Source organism: Flavobacterium sp. B330r, assembly GCF_056824325.1.
Window position 1 is genome coordinate 3,762,339 of record NZ_CP124860.1, and the last position, 17,092, is coordinate 3,779,430.

A 17,092-nucleotide genomic window follows, 5' to 3' on the forward strand; every position below is an offset into this window, starting at 1 on the left:
AGTATTATGAAATTTAATTGGGGAACTGGAATTGTCATTGCATTCGGATTGTTTATGACATTCATTTTATATTTTGTTTTTGAAGTGCAGTCAAATTCTAAATACGATAACGATCTGGTAGTTGAAGAATATTACAAACACGATACGCACTTTCAGGACGAAATGGCAAGGATTCAAAATGCACACGATTTACAGCATAAGCCATTAATAAAATATACTGAAGATGGTGTAGCGGTAATTTTTCCTGCAGGATTTGAAAGTGACAAAGTGAAAGGGAATATTCAATTGTATAGACCTTCAAACAAAAAATTCGATTTTAATACTCAAATTGCTTTAACTAATTCAGAAATTATTATTCCACAGAAAAAATTATTGAAAGGACGCTGGGATGTTAATATGGAGTGGCAGTATGAGGGTAAAAAATATCTCACTAAAGAAGTTATTTACGTAAACTAAAATAAAATGTTATTCTCTGCTTTCTTTTTAGGTTTAATAAGTAGTCTGCATTGTGTTGGAATGTGTGGACCAATTGCTATGATGCTTCCTGTAGATAGGCAAAATGAAGCCAAAAGAGTAACACAGATTATGACATATCATTTTGGTCGATTAACTGCGTATTCAGCAATTGGGTTGATTTTTGGATTGCTCGGAAGAGGTTTTTTTCTCGCAGGATTACAGCAGAAAATGTCAATAATTATTGGTGTAATTATGATTGTCGTGGTTTTGATTCCTGAGAAGAAATTTGCGCAATACAATTTTTCTAAGCCAGTATATAAAATCATTTCTAAAATTAAAGCGAATTTAGGAAGTCAGTTTAAAAACAAGAGTTATAAATCTCTTTTTACAATTGGTCTTCTAAACGGATTTTTGCCTTGCGGAATGGTTTATGTTGCTTTGTTTGGAGCAATTGCCATGCAGAGTGCAGGTTTTGGTGTGCTTTATATGCTTTTGTTTGGAATCGGAACAATTCCTTTGATGACTATTGTAGTTTATGTAAATACATTGCTTAAACTGCCTTTCAGAAACAAAATTCAAAAGGCAATTCCGTATGTAGCAGTTATAATTGGAGTTTTATTTATCCTTCGCGGATTAGGATTGGGTATTCCTTATATTTCTCCTTCAAACATGAGTTTATTTGTGCGGCAGACTCCAAACTGCCACTAAAAAGATATTTTAAAAAGATTTTATACGGTCATCGAAAACAAATTTGTTTCCGGTGACTTTCTTTTTAGATGTAAATCAAAAGCCATACAAATATTACGTACAAAAGGTCTTCCTTCTTCTGTAATTTTGATTTTATTACTTTCAACAACAATTAAATTATCGTTTTCAATTTCTTTTAAAGCAATTATAACCTCAGGAAGTTCGGCAAAATTTAGAGATTCTCCACTCCAGGAAGTCTCCAATTCACAGGTTAAATTCAGAATGTGTTTTCTAATGATTAGATCTTCAGCGCTCAAAATATGACCTTTTACAACAGGAAGTTGGTCAGACTCTAAAATCTCGTAATATTCCTCTAGACTTTTGGTATTTTGTGCAAAACTATACCAGCTGTCGCTAATAGAAGATACGCCAAGTCCAATCATAACCTGCGTTTTAGAAGCACTATAGCCCATGAAGTTTCTGTGCAGATTTCCATTATGTGCGGCTTTATATAAACTATCGTCTGTTAAAGCAAAATGGTCCATGCCAATTTCATGATAACCGTTTTGAATTAAAAGTTTTTTACCAATTTCATACAGTTTTCTTTTTTCCGAATCTTTAGGTAGATTTTCGTCATTAAAACCACGTTGTCCATTCCCTTTTATCCAAGGTACGTGCGCATAACTGTAAAATGCTAGTCTGTCTGGTTTTAATGAGTTGGTTTTTTCAACTGTATCGATTACATCTTCAATAGTTTGAAACGGAAGTCCAAAGATAATATCGTGTCCAATTGATGTGTAGCCAATTTCTTTTGCCCAAAAAGTTACTTTGGCAACATTATGAAATGGCTGAATTCTATTTATAGCTTTTTGAACAGTTGCAGAGTAATCTTGAACTCCAAAACTTACTCGGCGAAAGCCTAATTCGTAAAGTTTTTTAAGCTGTTCGTAAGTTGTATTGTTTGGGTGTCCTTCAAAACTAAATTCGTGATTTGCTGCTTTCACAGCATTTTTAAAAATTCCGTTTATAAGGCTCTCCAGATTTTCTTTTGAAAAGAATGTTGGAGTTCCTCCGCCTAAATGTATTTCTTTAATAACGGGCTTTTCTGGAAGTAAATCACAATACATTTTCCATTCTTTAAGAACTGCCTGAATGTATTTCTCTTCTACTGAATGATTTTTAGTAATACGTTTGTTGCATCCGCAGAAAGTGCACATGCTTTCGCAAAAAGGCAGGTGAATGTATAAACTGATTCCGTTCTTTGAATTGCTTTCTGAGAATGATTGTTTTAAAGTAGTAATCCATTTTTCTGATGTAAAGTCAGCTTCGTTCCAATATGGAACTGTGGGATAACTAGTATATCTTGGACCTGGGACATTGTACTTTTGTGTCAAAGAAATTTTCATAACGACGGATTTAGTTTTCATCAAAATTAAAACTTAAGGCGAAGACATAAAATGACAAATATCATATAACTTGTAAAAAAAAAGAGACCCAAAATTGAGTCTCTTTACTGAATTAAATAACTAACGTGATATAGAATCTTGGATGATTTTAAGCCATTTTTTCGCAAACTGATGATCTTGATAGACACTAATCTGTTTGATGCGGTCATCATCAAAATCATAGAATGGAATTAATATTTTTTTGGATGTTTCTTTTTCTTGAAACTCGAAATCAATTTTGATAATTGTATCTGAACCAGCATCTGTTGTCGGAATTAATTTGCTGGAAGCAATTGTATTTAAGTCGACATAGGTTGATTCCTGTTGATTTGGATTGAAATTCATCAAAATGAATTTATTGTTTTTCTGATCAATCGTTAAAGTCTTATTATTGATTGATTCTGTCAAATCAAAATCTTCTGGATGATTTGGATTGAATCTTTTCTTGATGTTTAAAATTCTTGATTTACTAGCTGCAGATGAGCGCGCAGAAAAATATACTGGGATAGCGACAATAATCAGAATCACAATACCCATAATGGTGGTAGTAGTTTCCATGATGTTTTTAATGAAATAAATAAATGATATACAAAGCGGTTTTCAGTTTGAAAACGGCTAATTAAGTGCTAGAAGAATAATCTTCTAGGGAAAAATCAAGTATTTATTTACCAGAAAAAATGGAAAGCATAAAGTATGACTGAGACCTTTTTACTTTGAGTAGTAAAGAGTTTAGTATATGCTGTGTTATAAGTAACGGTTTGATGCTGTGGGATTAACGGTAATAGCGTGTCAAAACATTTAATAATTCCGCTAGGATTTGTTTTGATGTTTGCCGCAAACTGATAACTTCCCTGTGGTTGTATAAATGCAGAAGAATCTAAAACGTCTTTACAGAAATTGGTATCCGATTTTTCTGTTTCGATTATGCGTGCAGAAGCTTGGTCTGCCTGATAAGCAAACAATCCCGCTAGCAAAAGCGTAATGAAAATAACGGTTTTACGAATCCAATTCATGCCGGCGAATTTAAGTCATAAAACGCAATTAAAGAAATTTTATAGAATTAATTAACACTCAAAAAAAAGACCCCAATAAAATGGGGGCTTAAGAGTTATTGTTGCATTTTAAAATAGTAATCTGCCGAGTGTTTACCGCTTCCATAGAATAGGAAGAAGATGCAGACAAATAAAATGATTAATGCTAAAACTAAACTTTCGGAGTGCATTTGTCCCATAAAGTTAATGAGAACGGCTCCGAATAAAATTGGTAATTGAGCTGCAATTGCCCATCTGGTTAAAAGTCCAAAAATAATCATTATACCACCAATCATGTGGGCAGGAGCAATGTAATGTAGCATAAACATACCTCCGCCATACTTATCGATAGGGGAAATCAAATCATGCAGATATTGAATATTGGTGACGAAAGAGACACCTTTCATAAATAAAAATCCACCCAAAACAATACGTACTAAATCAACTGGTAAATAAGTGTGCGAATTTGCCCATTTATTCAAACTTTTTACATTTTCCATGATGTTGTGTGATTAAAAATTACATTACTAAGTTACTAATTTTTAATTAAATATTTATTTTTAACATATTGAAAATAAGCTTCTTGCTTTTAATTTAATGTTTCTTTAAGAATTCTTAAATTACTAAACTTGAATGACTCCCAAATTGAATGGTTTTTGAATAGGAGCGTGGTTTGCAGCTTCAATTCCCATTGAAATCCAATTGCGGGTTTCTAATGGATCAATAATTGCGTCTGTCCACAATCTTGAGGCTGCATAATAAGGAGAAGTCTGCTCGTCGTAACGTGCTTTTATTTTATTGAATAGCTCTGTTTCTTTGGCTTCATCGACTTTCTCTCCTTTTGCTTTAAGCGAAGAAGCTTCAATTTGTGCTAATACTTTTGCCGCTTGAGTTCCACCCATTACAGCAAGTTCTGCGCTTGGCCATGCAAATATTAATCGAGGATCATAAGCTTTTCCGCACATAGCATAGTTTCCTGCTCCGTATGAATTTCCGACAATAACTGTAAATTTTGGAACAACTGAATTGCTTACAGCATTTACCATTTTGGCACCGTCTTTAATAATTCCGCCATGTTCAGATTTTGAACCTACCATGAAACCAGTAACATCTTGTAAAAACACCAATGGAATTTTTTTCTGGTTGCAATTGGCAATAAAACGAGTAGCTTTATCGGCACTGTCAGAATAAATAACACCGCCAAACTGCATTTCTCCTTTTTTGGTTTTCACCACTTTTCTTTGGTTGGCGATAATACCTACAGCCCAGCCATCAATTCTGGCATAACCTGTAATTAGAGATTGTCCGTAACCTTCTTTGTAAGCTTCAAATTCTGAATTATCAACCAGACGCTTAATGATTTCCATCATATCGTATTGTTCGGTTCTGGCTTTTGGAAGGATTCCGTAAATGTCATTTGGTTCTAATGCCGGTTTTTCCGATTTGATTCGGCTATAGCCTGCTTTATCAAAATCACCAATTTTATCTACAATATTTTTGATTTTATCTAAAGCATCTTTATCGTCTTTGGCTTTATAATCGGTAACGCCTGAAATTTCGCAATGTGTTGTCGCACCACCTAAAGTTTCATTGTCTATTGTTTCTCCAATAGCAGCTTTTACTAAATAGCTTCCAGCAAGGAAAATACTTCCCGTTTTGTCAACGATTAGAGCTTCGTCACTCATAATTGGCAGATAAGCTCCGCCAGCAACACAGCTTCCCATAACGGCAGCAATTTGGGTAATGCCCATGCTGCTCATTTGAGCGTTGTTTCTAAAAATACGTCCAAAATGTTCTTTGTCTGGAAAAATTTCATCTTGCATTGGCAGATAAACTCCTGCACTGTCTACAAGATAAATTATAGGAAGTCGGTTTTCCATCGCAATTTCCTGCGCACGAAGATTTTTCTTTCCTGTAATCGGAAACCAAGCTCCGGCTTTTACAGTTGCATCATTGGCAACTACAATACATTGTTTGCCTTTGATGTAGCCAATTTTCACCACAACACCTCCAGAAGGGCAGCCACCATGTTCTGGGTACATTCCTTCTCCAGCAAACCCTCCAATCTCAATACTTTTAGAATTTTCATCCAATAAATAAGCAATTCTTTCGCGAGCGGTCATTTTACCTTCAGCATGCAGTTTTTCGATTCTTTTTTCGCCTCCGCCTAATTTTACTTTGGCGAATTTTTGTTTTAGTTCAGAAAGAAGTAATTTATTGTGATCTTCGTTTTTATTGAAGTTTAAATCCATGATGTAGTATTGATTTGATAAAATAGTGTTGGCTAATTTACAAAATCAATTGAAATAAATGAGTAGCTTCACGAATTTAAGAAATAGCTTGCAAATGTTTTTTCATTGTATTTTTCAAAAGTAGGGCGAGAAGGATTACTCAATTATTTTTCTTTAATTTGTTATTTCATACTAATTAGTATTTTTTATGTCAAAAGCGGCAAATACACGACTTTCAATTCTACATAAAGCATTTGAATTGATTTATACCAAAGGGTATCAAACCACTAGTATTGATGAAATTATTGCGACAACTCAAGTAACAAAAGGTGCTTTCTACTATCATTTTAAAACGAAAGATGAAATGGGAGTTGCAATTATTGAAGAAATTCTAAAACCAACGATGCAGGAACATTTCATAAAGCCCACAGAAGCCTCGCAAAATCCTATTGAAGATTTTTATAATATGATTTCATATTTGTTGCTTGAAGACCCTTTCCTGCAGGTAAAATACGGCTGTCCAGTTGGAAATCTTACTCAGGAAATGACGCCATGGAATACTAAATTCAGTGAAGCTTTAGCCGAATTGGTTGATTTATGGAAGGCAACCATCATCAATTCAATTGAAAAAGGAAAAGAAGCAGGTTTAATTCGTAAAGATGTCGTTGGTGAACAAGTAGCATTTTTTATCTTATCTGGTTATTGGGGAATACGAAATTTCGGGAAACTTCAGAACGATAATTCTTCTTATCTAGTTTATTTAAAGGAACTTAATGTTTATTTGAATGGTTTGAAATAAAATTAATATTCAAAAACATACCAATTAGTATGTTTTTGAATATATTTGCATTGTCTAAATCAAAAAACAATGTATCAAACACTTTTAGAAGGCCATTCATTTGTGAGGTGGCTTGTATTAGTAAGCTTATTGTATTCTATTTTTATTGCTTACAAAGGTTATTCTCAAAAACTTCCTTTTACCAAAAAGGATAATCTCCTCAGACACTGGACAGCCACAATTGCTCATATTCAGCTTCTCTTTGGAATATTGGTATATGTGCAAAGTCCAATTGTGAAATATTTTTGGAGAAATTATAAAGATGCTGTTCAAAATCTGGATGCTTCTTTCTTCGGAATTATTCATATTACTTTAATGCTTGTAGCGATTATTTTTATAACAATTGGATCTGCTTTAGCCAAAAGAAAACTTTCTGACAAAGAGAAATTTAAAACCATGCTTATTTGGTTTTCTATCGCTTTAATAATAATTTTTATTGCCATTCCGTGGCCATTTTCACCTCTTGCTAACCGACCTTATTTTAGATAATTATGAAAAATTTATTTCACACCAATACCGGACGTTTACGAATTATTGGATTTCTCGAAGGAACTTCACTTTTGATTTTGCTTTTTATAGCAATGCCCATGAAATATATTTTTGAAATGCCATTTTTGACCAGGCCAGTAGGAACCATTCATGGAGCTTTATTTCTACTTTTTGTATTTAATACAATAAGCGTTGGAGTAGAGCAGAACTGGAAGTTTGCAACTACAACATGGAAAGTGCTTTTAGCTTGTATAATTCCCTTTGGTACTTTTTATATTGATTCTAAAATTTTAAGTAAGATTAAAAACGGGTAAAATCATGATTTTTGTATTCAAAACAAATGTTGACAGCATTTCGAAAGTGAAGAAAGTTACGCCAAAACTGAATCGCTTGTTTCCAGATTCAAAATGGAATTTTGATCTTGAAGATCGTGATAATATTCTCAGATTTGAATGTAAAGATGATATCATCGAAAAAGTAATTTTCCTGATGAAAGTTATTGGCTTTGAATGTGAAGCTTTATAAAACAAAAAAACATCCGCTTTTGCGGATGTTTTTTTATAAATAAAATTGAATTATTTTTTAGGAATGCAAACCATTTGTTTAAGCAAAGCCCATTGTTTTAAAGCATCACGAGCTTCAACGGCAGGGTATCCCAACATTGTTTTTCCTGCAGGAACATCTCCAGTAACGCCAGATCCGGCACCAATTATGGCACCATCTCCAATTGTAGTGTGGTCTTTTATAGAAGCGCTTCCGCCAATAATAACTCCGTTTCCTAAGGTTACAGAACCTGCTAAACCACTGTTTCCAGCCATAATGCAGAACTTGCCTAATTTGCTATTATGTCCAATCTGAACTAAATTGTCAATTTTGCATCCGTCGCCAAGAATTGTAGAGCTGAATTTTCCTCGGTCAACACAAGAATTTGCGCCAATTTCAACTCCATTTCCAATGATAACATTTCCAATTTGCGGAATCTTTACCAATCCTTTTTCTGTGCAAGGACGAAATCCAAAACCATCTGCACCAATTGTTGCATTTGGATGAATGATGCATTCGCTTCCGATATGACAACGTTCACGAATAACGGTTCCAGACCAGATAATCGTGTTTCTTCCGATTGTACATTCGTCTAAAATGGTCACGTTAGGATAAATTACGGTGTTAGCGCCAATTTCTACTTTTGGGCCAATGTAGCAGCCAGCGCCAATTTTAACGCCTTCACCAATTATAGCGGTTTCGTCTATAGTGGCTGTTTTATGAATGTTGTTATGAAAGATTGGGGCAGGGGGAGCAAAAAGGGCAAGGATTTGTGACATTGCCAAATCGGCATTTTTTACTTTTATAAAAGCGCGGTTCTCTCCAGGCTCTATTGAAATATCTTCGTTTACAACTGCAATGGAAGCATTAGATGTCGACCAGTATTTTTCGTATTTTTTATTTCCGATAAATGAGATTTCCGAAGTCGTTGCTTTTTCTAATTGTTCTGTTGCAGTTACGCTTTGTGAAGTACTGCCGTAAATTACACCATTAATAACTTCGCTAATTTCTTGAATTGAATAGGATCTCATTGACAAATTTTAATCGACTAAAGGGTTATTTTTTGCCAAATAAAATGAATTAGATTTTAATTACCTAATTATTTTTTCACGTTTCTTAATAAATGTTTAAAATAAGATGGTAATTTTTACAAAATTAACATTCAGTGTATTAATTTAATGAGGGTTTTTTAATAAATTGAGTAATAGACGCTTGGGTATTTTGTGTAGAATAATTGAAAAGTGAGTATAGAAAATAAATAATTTAATTGTTAGGTTATCGCTTACATTTGTTTTGTTAAATCATTTATAGTGAGGGTTTAATAAAAAAAGCGATTCGTTTTAATGAACCGCTTTTTGATGTATTATTCTTTGATTTTTGATAAAGAAACTGCGTTAATGCAGTAGCGTAAGCCACTTGGAGGCGGACCATCAGGAAAAATGTGGCCTAAATGCGAATCGCAAACATTACAGGTTACTTCAACACGGATCATTCCGTGAGATCTATCGGCGTGATATCCAACCGCATTTTCTTTTACGGGTTGTGTAAAAGAGGGCCATCCTGTTCCAGATTCGAACTTTTCGCTGGCATCAAACAATAAAGTGCCGCAGCATTTACATTCGTAAATTCCAGGTTCAAATAAACTGCACATTTCTGAGCTAAAAGATCTTTCAGTTCCCTTTAAACGTGTAACCTGAAATTCTTCTGGAGTTAGAATTTGTTTCCATTCTTCATCCGTTTTCTCCACTCTTTTGTCTGGAGTTGGATTTCCTTTATTTGTAAAATGAATTACATCTGCCCATTTTATCATAACTTTTTTGTTTTAAAGTTTAAAGTTTAAAGTTTCAGGTTTCAAGTTTACTGCAACTGACCACTAAAAAAAAAACTGAACACTGAACACTGACCACTGAATACTATTCCTCTTCCTTCTGTCCCATCATCATTAGATAGGCTTTAAGGAATGGATCGATATTTCCGTTCATTACACCGTCCACATCGCTGGTTTCGTAACCTGTACGAACGTCTTTTACCAATTTATAAGGTTGCATAACGTAATTACGAATTTGCGAACCCCATTCGATTTTCATTTTTCCAGCTTCAATATCAGCACGTTGCGCTTGCTGTTTCTTCAATTCGATTTCATACAATTGAGAACGAAGCATTTGCATGGCACGTTGTCTGTTGTCTTGCTGAGATCTGGTTTCAGAACATTGAATCTGAATTCCAGTTGGTTTGTGAACTAACTGAACTTTAGTTTCAACTTTATTTACATTCTGTCCACCAGCACCACTCGAACGAGAAGTTGTGATTTCGATATCGGCAGGATTAATGTCGATTTCGATACTATCATCAACTAATGGATAAACATAAACCGATACGAAAGAAGTATGACGTTTTGCATTACTGTCAAAAGGCGAAATACGAACCAAACGGTGAACACCATTTTCTCCTTTTAAATATCCAAAAGAATAATCTCCATCGAATTCTAAAGTTACGGTTTTAATTCCAGCCACGTCGCCTTCTTGAAAGTTAAGCTCTTTGATTTTGTAGCCATAGCTTTCTCCCCACATCATGTACATACGCATCAGCATTCCTGCCCAATCGCAACTTTCAGTTCCACCAGCTCCTGCAGTAATTTGAACTACCGCACTTAAACTGTCGCCTTCATCAGAAAGCATGTTTTTGAACTCGATATTTTCAATATGTGCTTGTGCCGCTTCATATTGTTCATCTAGTTCCTCTACAGTAAGCTCTCCTTCTTTGTAAAAATCATAAGCCAGCTGTAATTCTTCTGTAAGTGATACGGCTTTGTCATAATCTTCAATCCATTTTTTCTTGTTTCGAAGGTTCTTTACAATGTTCTCTGCTTCTTTTGGATTGTTCCAAAAATCAGGAGCGAAAGTTTTTTCTTCTTCGTTTGCAATCTCGATTAGTTTAGCATCGACGTCAAAGATACCTCCTCAACGCACCAAGGCGCTCCACAATACCTTTTACTTGTTCGGCTGTTGTCATAAATTAATTAATAGGTTTTTATATGTTTTTTAGAATTATTACGTTAATTTGGTCTATAGAAACGAGCGAGTTAAATTTTATTAAACTTGCCCAGAATAACTATTTGTAATACGTAATTTTGCATACAAAAATAAGATATAGTTTTTAGAATATGGAAATAAATTTAATCAGCGATACCATAACAAAGCCTACTTATGAGATGCTTCAGTATATGTTTAACGCTCATGTCGGCGATGATGTATACAAACAGGACCCAACGGTGATTGAATTAGAAAATAGAACAGCGGAGTTTTTTGGTATGGAAGCTGGACTTTTTTTTCCGTCTGGAACTATGGCAAACCAGACTGCAATTAAACTGCACACGCAGCCTGGAGAACAATTAATTGCAGATAAATATGCTCACGTTTATCATTATGAAGGTGGAGGAGTTTCTTTTAATAGCGGTGTTTCTTGCTGTTTATTGGATGGAAATCGCGGAATGATAACTGCTGCGCAAGTAAAAGCCGCAATAAACGATCCAGAGTTTTATCATAGTCCGCTTACGAGTTTGGTTTGTGTAGAAAATACAACTAATAAAGGTGGTGGCGCTTGTTACGAATTAGAAGATTTAAGAGAGATAAAAAAAGTCTGTGATGCTCATAATTTGAAGTTTCATTTAGATGGTGCTCGAATTTGGAATGCATTAGTGGCTAAAAGACAGAATCCCAGAGAATTTGGAGCAATTTTCGATACAATTTCAGTTTGTTTGTCTAAAGGATTAGGTGCTCCAATTGGTTCTGTACTGCTTGGAAGTAAAGCTGATATTCACAGAGCGTTGAGAATCAGGAAGATATTGGGTGGAGGAATGCGTCAAGTTGGTTATTTGGCTGCGGCAGGATTATATGCTTTGGCTCATAATATCGAAAGATTGGCAGAAGATCATCGCAGAGCGAAAGAAATTGCAAAGATTTTAAGCACAAAACCTTGGATTGCATCTATTGAACCCGTTGAAACCAATATTTTGATTTTTTCGCTTGCAGAAGGTTACAGCGACCAATTGCTAATCGAAAAATTAAAACAGAAAAATATATTGATAAGTTCGCTAGGGCATAACAAACTTCGTATTGTAACACATTTAGATTATAAAGAAGTGATGCATACGTATGTAATAGATACGCTTTCGAAGTTTTAGAGAAAGTTACTAAGTTTTTAAGATTCTAAGTTTCTAAGTCTTCAATAGGGAAAACTCAGAAACTTAGAATCTTAGTTTCTTAGAATCTTATTTAAACAAATTATCCATTCCAGGAATAGACGGCATATCCATTCTAGCTACAGCGTCTAATTCTTTTTCGTTTACACTTGTTGCTTTTTCTATAGCTTTATTTAACGTTACAATTAAATAGTCTTCTAATTGCTCTTTATCTTCTAAAAGAGAATCATCAATAGAAAGCGATTTTATTTTTCTGCTTGCAGTGATAGTAACTTTTAATAATCCGTCAGCGCTTTGTTCATCAATCAAAACAGTATCTAAACGCTTTTTAGTATCTTCAATTTTTTGCTGGGTTTCTTTAAGTTTGCCCATCATTCCCATTAAATCCATTTTTGTTGATTTTTTAAATTATTTCAGACAAAATTACTATATTGCTGTGTGAATTCAATAGAATAATTTAAGAAAAAATTAATTCTGTTCTGTTGGGTTTGTGCTATTTTTGCGTCTTCATATTTAAAAATTAATGCTCAATAAATGCAAAATGATATATCGGCCCCAAAGGCTAAAATAATTCCAAAGACATTAAAAAAACATAAAGAAGCTAGAATTGACAACTATTTCTGGCTTAATGACCGAGAGGATTCTGAAGTAATTGATTATCTAAATAAGGAGAATGCTTATTACCAAAGCATGACTTTTCATACCCGAAATTTAAAAGATAGTCTGTTTGAAGAGATGAAAGCAAGGATTAAAGAAGACGATTCTTCTGTTCCTTATTTCTATAACGGATATTTTTATATTACACGTTTCGAAACAGGGCAGGATTATCCAATTTTTGCTAGAAAAAAAGGAAGCCTTTCTGCCGAAGAAGAAATTCTTTTTAATTGTAACGAAATGGCAAAAGGACACGCTTATTTCAAATTAGGTGGTTTAAGCATTAGTCCAGATAACAAATTTGCTAGTTTTGGAGTAGATATTGTTGGAAGAAGAATTTATACGATTCAAGTAAAAAACTTAGAGACTGGTGAAATCTTGGCGGATAAAATAGAAAATGTTACAGGAGCTTCAGTTTGGGCAAATGACAACAGTACTATTTTTTATGTGAGACAAGATCAAGTTACGTTGAGAGCCGATAAGGTTTTTAGACATAAATTAAATACTGCATCTGAAAATGATGTTTTGGTTTTTGATGAAACTGATGATACTTTTAATGTGTCGATCAGTAAAGAAAAATCAAGAAAATATATTGTAATTGGTTCTGGGAGTACTTTGACGACAGAATATAGAATTCTAAACTCAAGTAATCCAGATGGAGAATTTACAGTCTTTCAGCCTCGTGTACGCGGGTTAGAATACAGTATTTCTCATTACGAAGATTCTTTTTATATTCTAACCAATAAAGATAAGGCGACCAATTTTAAATTGATGAAAACGCCTGAAGGTAAAACAGGAAAGAAAAACTGGGTAGATCTTATTCCGCATAGAGAAGATGTCTTGTTGGAAGATATTGAAATCTTTAAGAATTATTTAGTCGTAGAAGAACGTTCTAACGGATTAAATCATATCAGAATCATGCCTTGGGGCGATGAGCCAGATTATTATCTTCCTTTTGGCAGTGAAACGTATAATGCGTACACCACAACCAATGTTGATTTTGATACCGATATTTTGCGTTACAGTTATCAATCATTGGCAACTCCGTCTTCTGTAATTGATTTTAATATGAAGACTAAAACCAAAGAAATCTTGAAAGAACAAGAGGTTTTAGGAGGGAAATTTGATAAGAACAATTATATAGAAGAAAGAGTTTGGGCAACAGCCAGAGATGGTGTAAAGGTGCCTATTTCGATGGTTTACAGAAAAGGGTTGGAGAAAAATGGCAAAAATCCGTTGTTGCTTTATGCATACGGTTCATACGGAATTACGATGGATACGTACTTTTCTTCAACAAGATTATCACTTTTAGACCGCGGATTTGTTTATGCTATTGCGCATATCAGAGGAGGCGAGGACTTAGGAAGACAATGGTATGAAGACGGAAAACTGTTAAAAAAGAAAAATACCTTTACAGATTTCATCGATTGCTCTAAATTTGTAATAGACCAAAAGTATACTTCTCCTGAACATCTTTATGCTGAGGGAGGATCTGCTGGAGGACTTTTAATGGGAGTGATTGTAAATGAAGCTCCTGAATTGTATAATGGCGTTATCGCTCAGGTGCCTTTTGTAGACGTAATTACCACGATGTTGGACGACAGTATTCCGCTTACAACTGGAGAGTATGACGAATGGGGGAACCCAAACAAGAAAGAATATTACGATTATATGTTGTCGTATTCGCCTTACGATAACGTAAAAGCACAAGAATATCCTAATATGTATGTGTCTACTGGTCTTCATGATTCGCAGGTACAATATTGGGAGCCAGCTAAATGGGTTGCGAAATTGCGAGATTTGAAAACAAATAATAAACTTTTGTTTTTAGATACCAACATGGATGCAGGTCATGGCGGGGCTTCGGGACGTTTTGAGGCTTTAAAAGACTTAGCAAAAGAATTTAGTTTTTTATTAGATTTAGAAAAAATTAAAAGCTAATTAGAAATTTTTTGTTAAATTTGCAACCTATCAAGGTTAATTTAGAAAAGACCTTTGATTAACTATTTTTTTATGAAAGAAGAAATAACTGCTTATAATAATGTTTTAGAGTTAATAGGAAACACCCCCCTTATTAAGCTAAATAAAATTACCGAAGAGTTAGAAGGAAATTTCTACGCAAAGGTAGAAGCTTTCAACCCAGGTCATTCCTCAAAAGATAGAATAGCACTATATATTATTGAAGAAGCCGAAAGAAAAGGAATTCTATCTCCGGGAGATACCATTATCGAAACAACATCTGGTAACACAGGATTTAGTTTAGCAATGGTAAGCATTATTAAAGGTTACAATTGTATTTTGGCTGTAAGTTCAAAATCATCTAAAGATAAAATTGACATGTTGAGAAGTTTAGGCGCCAAAGTGTATGTCTGTCCGGCTCACGTTTCTGCAGATGATGAAAGATCTTATTATAATGTAGCAAAACGTTTGCACGAAGAGACAAAAGGTTCAGTCTACATTAATCAATATTTCAATCAATTAAATATTGATGCTCACTACAACACTACAGGTCCTGAGATTTGGGAACAAACAAAAGGACAAATTACGCACTTAGTTGCTTGCAGCGGAACAGGAGGAACTATCTCTGGAACTGCAAAATTCTTAAAAGAAAAAAATCCAAATATTAGAATTTTAGGAGTTGATGCTTTTGGTTCTGTATTGAAAAAATACCATGAGACAAAAGAATTCGATAGCAAAGAAATTTACCCTTACCGTATAGAAGGTCTTGGTAAAAACTTAATTCCATCGGCTACAGATTTTGATATTATTGATAAGTTCATGAAAGTAACCGACGAAGAAAGTGCTCACTCTGCTAGAGAGATTACTAGAAAAGAAGGTTTATTTGTTGGATATACTTCTGGAGCAGTAATGCAAGCTATTAAACAATATGCTGAAGAAGGAGAATTTACAAAAGAAAGTAATATTATTGCTATCTTCCCAGATCATGGTTCTCGTTACATGAGTAAAGTATTCAGCGATGATTGGATGAACGAGCAAGGTTTCTTTGATAGTGTTAATGAAGAAGAAGCTCAAAAAATTGAATTCGTAAAGTAGTATATACTTTATATTAATATAGAAACTCCATTCGTAACTTTCGAATGGAGTTTTTTTTTGTTGGCTTCTTTTTCCGTAAGTGAACAAAAGTGTAAAAGTTAAAATTTATTATTTTGTTGATTATACCGTATTTATACGTAGGAAATTATTAAGATTAATAAATTTAATTTAAAGTTTTAATAAAATTTTTGAGTTTTAAAAAATGACTTTTTATAGATAAAATGCTTAAAAAACGTTATTTTAACGAGTATTTAGGTAAGTTGTCGGAAATATTTTAGCTCGAGACCATAATAATATAGTTTAGGGGTATTAAAATAACATAGTTGTTTAATCCCTAAAATCTACTATTATGAAAAAATTACTACTAACAGTATTGTTTGTAAGTTATTTGAATGTGAATGCGCAAACACCGATTCAGGAATTTAACTTTAATGGTACTTTAAATAATACTGCAAACACCACTTCGTTTATCGGTACCAACAATTTCGTAGCAGACAGAGGTGGAGTTTTAAAAGGAGCTCAGCGATTGAATAATAAAGCTCTAGAAGCTGTAATTGACAATCTGCCTCAAGGAAAAAGCTCAAGAACAGTTAGTATTTGGGTTAAGTTCAATGATATTTCAAACGCAAACTATATTTGGGGGTACGGAAATCCGTTAAATGCTCAATACTGTGGCTTATTACATCAAGCAACCACTACTTCTAACTCCGATTTGAGTTTAGCAGCTTGGGGAGCTTCTAATGATGTTATTGTGTCTACATCTCTAGAAAAAAGTGTTTGGTACAATTATACCATTACTTATGAAGGAACTACCTCTAAAATATACCGAGATGGCAAATTATTGAAATATTTAGAAGGTATGGCCAGATCTACTAATGGTACTATTTTTAGATTGGGCGAAATAAATACAATGGTTGGAATAAATGCTGATATAGATGACTTAAAGATTTACGATGTAGCTTTAACGCCAGAGCAGGTAACAGGATTATATGAAAGCGAAAAAGCAACTACTTTGGTTGCGGTTTCTGTAGAAACAAAAACGGCAAAAACGGCCGTAAAAGCAAAAACTGCAAATGAGACGATTATTAGTTCAAGCGATATAAGTGGTGCATCTAAGACAGTTGAAATTTATTCGCAAGGACAAAAAATAGTAGGAAGTAATGCGGCAAATATTAGCAATCTTCCAGAAGGGACTTATTTATTAAAAATTACCAGCACTCCGTCAAAGAAAATTACTTCTAAATAAAGGTTTTTTAGTTTTTAAATGTTAGTTAGTTTTTTTATTGCGCAAGCAATTGGGTTTTTGGAATAGTAAGGAAAGCTTTCTGTGTTCAGAAGGCTTTTTTTAATTTGTTCGATAGGTAAGCTCCATTGGGCTTCAAATATTCTGTAAAAGAAAGGTGTTTGATGGTTAAAAGTATTTTTGTGAGAATTCTGCATTTGTATGTAGGAATTGTTTGGAG

At 33.9% G+C, this 17,092-nt stretch carries 19 protein-coding genes; 10 read left to right on the forward strand and 9 right to left on the reverse strand.

Annotated features, from left to right (window positions below):
* Positions 1–6 precede the first annotated feature (6 nt).
* Positions 7–456: a FixH family protein gene (locus QLQ95_RS16655; RefSeq protein WP_320492421.1), complete on the forward strand. Its 450-nt coding sequence runs from the start codon at positions 7–9 to the stop codon at positions 454–456.
* Between the two features lie 6 nt (positions 457–462).
* Positions 463–1,164: a sulfite exporter TauE/SafE family protein gene (locus QLQ95_RS16660; RefSeq protein ID WP_482500692.1), complete on the forward strand. Its 702-nt coding sequence runs from the start codon at positions 463–465 to the stop codon at positions 1,162–1,164.
* Positions 1,165–1,184: 20 nt separating this feature from the next.
* Here QLQ95_RS16660 and hemN read toward each other — a convergent pair whose 3' ends face one another.
* From hemN to QLQ95_RS16685, 5 genes are all read right to left on the reverse strand, one after another.
* Positions 1,185–2,549, reverse strand: coding sequence for an oxygen-independent coproporphyrinogen III oxidase (gene hemN / locus QLQ95_RS16665; protein ID WP_320492423.1), 1,365 nt, complete (start codon positions 2,547–2,549; stop codon positions 1,185–1,187).
* A 120-nt stretch (positions 2,550–2,669) separates the two neighbouring features.
* The gene (locus QLQ95_RS16670; RefSeq protein ID WP_095930909.1) at positions 2,670–3,146 is read right to left on the reverse strand and encodes a hypothetical protein; all 477 of its coding nucleotides are present in this window, start codon (positions 3,144–3,146) and stop codon (positions 2,670–2,672) included.
* 107 nt (positions 3,147–3,253) lie between these two features.
* Entirely contained in the window at positions 3,254–3,601 is a 348-nt protein-coding gene (locus QLQ95_RS16675) for a hypothetical protein (protein WP_250835544.1), read from the reverse strand.
* Positions 3,602–3,696: 95 nt separating this feature from the next.
* Positions 3,697–4,119, reverse strand: a complete 423-nt coding sequence (locus QLQ95_RS16680; RefSeq protein ID WP_095930907.1) for a DoxX family protein — start codon at positions 4,117–4,119, stop codon at positions 3,697–3,699.
* 123 nt (positions 4,120–4,242) lie between these two features.
* A complete protein-coding gene (locus QLQ95_RS16685) occupies positions 4,243–5,871 on the reverse strand; it encodes an acyl-CoA carboxylase subunit beta (protein ID WP_095930906.1) in 1,629 nt (542 codons plus the stop codon).
* Positions 5,872–6,058: 187 nt separating this feature from the next.
* Here QLQ95_RS16685 and QLQ95_RS16690 point away from each other — a divergent pair, with 187 nt between their 5' ends.
* The 4 genes from QLQ95_RS16690 to QLQ95_RS16705 all read left to right on the forward strand — a co-directional run bounded on the left by QLQ95_RS16690 (position 6,059) and on the right by QLQ95_RS16705 (position 7,702).
* A complete protein-coding gene (locus QLQ95_RS16690; protein WP_482500694.1) occupies positions 6,059–6,649 on the forward strand; it encodes a TetR/AcrR family transcriptional regulator in 591 nt (196 codons plus the stop codon).
* Positions 6,650–6,718: 69 nt separating this feature from the next.
* Positions 6,719–7,177, forward strand: coding sequence for a hypothetical protein (locus tag QLQ95_RS16695; protein ID WP_095930904.1), 459 nt, complete (start codon positions 6,719–6,721; stop codon positions 7,175–7,177).
* A 2-nt stretch (positions 7,178–7,179) separates the two neighbouring features.
* Positions 7,180–7,491 (forward strand): DUF3817 domain-containing protein, encoded by a 312-nt coding sequence (locus tag QLQ95_RS16700; RefSeq protein ID WP_095930903.1) that lies wholly within the window; start codon positions 7,180–7,182, stop codon positions 7,489–7,491.
* 4 nt (positions 7,492–7,495) lie between these two features.
* A complete protein-coding gene (locus QLQ95_RS16705; RefSeq protein WP_095930902.1) occupies positions 7,496–7,702 on the forward strand; it encodes a hypothetical protein in 207 nt (68 codons plus the stop codon).
* Between the two features lie 50 nt (positions 7,703–7,752).
* Here the strand turns inward: QLQ95_RS16705 and lpxD are convergent, their stop codons facing one another.
* The 3 genes from lpxD to prfB form a co-directional block, all read right to left on the reverse strand.
* Positions 7,753–8,751, reverse strand: a complete 999-nt coding sequence (lpxD, locus tag QLQ95_RS16710; protein ID WP_320492427.1) for a UDP-3-O-(3-hydroxymyristoyl)glucosamine N-acyltransferase — start codon at positions 8,749–8,751, stop codon at positions 7,753–7,755.
* Positions 8,752–9,083: 332 nt separating this feature from the next.
* Complete coding sequence (gene msrB / locus QLQ95_RS16715) at positions 9,084–9,530, reverse strand: peptide-methionine (R)-S-oxide reductase MsrB (protein WP_095930900.1); 447 nt, start codon at positions 9,528–9,530, stop codon at positions 9,084–9,086.
* A gap of 103 nt (positions 9,531–9,633) precedes the next feature.
* Positions 9,634–10,732, reverse strand: a protein-coding gene (gene prfB, locus QLQ95_RS16720; protein WP_482500697.1) for a peptide chain release factor 2 whose coding sequence is annotated in 2 segments (ribosomal slippage) — positions 9,634–10,668 and positions 10,670–10,732 — 1,098 coding nt in all. Because the reading frame shifts where the segments join, the coding sequence is not laid out codon by codon here.
* 151 nt (positions 10,733–10,883) lie between these two features.
* On the opposite strand from prfB, the gene QLQ95_RS16725 reads away from it, so the two are divergent.
* The gene (locus QLQ95_RS16725) at positions 10,884–11,903 is read left to right on the forward strand and encodes a threonine aldolase family protein (protein ID WP_427872990.1); all 1,020 of its coding nucleotides are present in this window, start codon (positions 10,884–10,886) and stop codon (positions 11,901–11,903) included.
* Between the two features lie 87 nt (positions 11,904–11,990).
* On the opposite strand, the gene QLQ95_RS16730 is transcribed toward QLQ95_RS16725, so the two are convergent.
* Positions 11,991–12,311 carry a YbaB/EbfC family nucleoid-associated protein gene (locus tag QLQ95_RS16730; RefSeq protein WP_095930897.1) on the reverse strand — a complete coding sequence of 107 codons (321 nt, stop codon included), beginning with the start codon at positions 12,309–12,311 and terminating at the stop codon, positions 11,991–11,993.
* A gap of 144 nt (positions 12,312–12,455) precedes the next feature.
* Between QLQ95_RS16730 and QLQ95_RS16735 the strand changes: the two genes are divergently transcribed.
* The 3 genes from QLQ95_RS16735 (at position 12,456) to QLQ95_RS16745 (ending at position 16,875) form a co-directional block, all read left to right on the forward strand.
* A complete protein-coding gene (locus QLQ95_RS16735) occupies positions 12,456–14,516 on the forward strand; it encodes a S9 family peptidase (protein ID WP_482500700.1) in 2,061 nt (686 codons plus the stop codon).
* A 72-nt stretch (positions 14,517–14,588) separates the two neighbouring features.
* Positions 14,589–15,629: a cysteate synthase gene (gene capA, locus QLQ95_RS16740; protein WP_095930895.1), complete on the forward strand. Its 1,041-nt coding sequence runs from the start codon at positions 14,589–14,591 to the stop codon at positions 15,627–15,629.
* 349 nt (positions 15,630–15,978) lie between these two features.
* On the forward strand, positions 15,979–16,875 hold the full coding sequence (locus QLQ95_RS16745) for a LamG-like jellyroll fold domain-containing protein (RefSeq protein ID WP_482500702.1): 897 nt from the start codon (positions 15,979–15,981) through the stop codon (positions 16,873–16,875).
* Positions 16,876–17,092 lie beyond the last annotated feature (217 nt).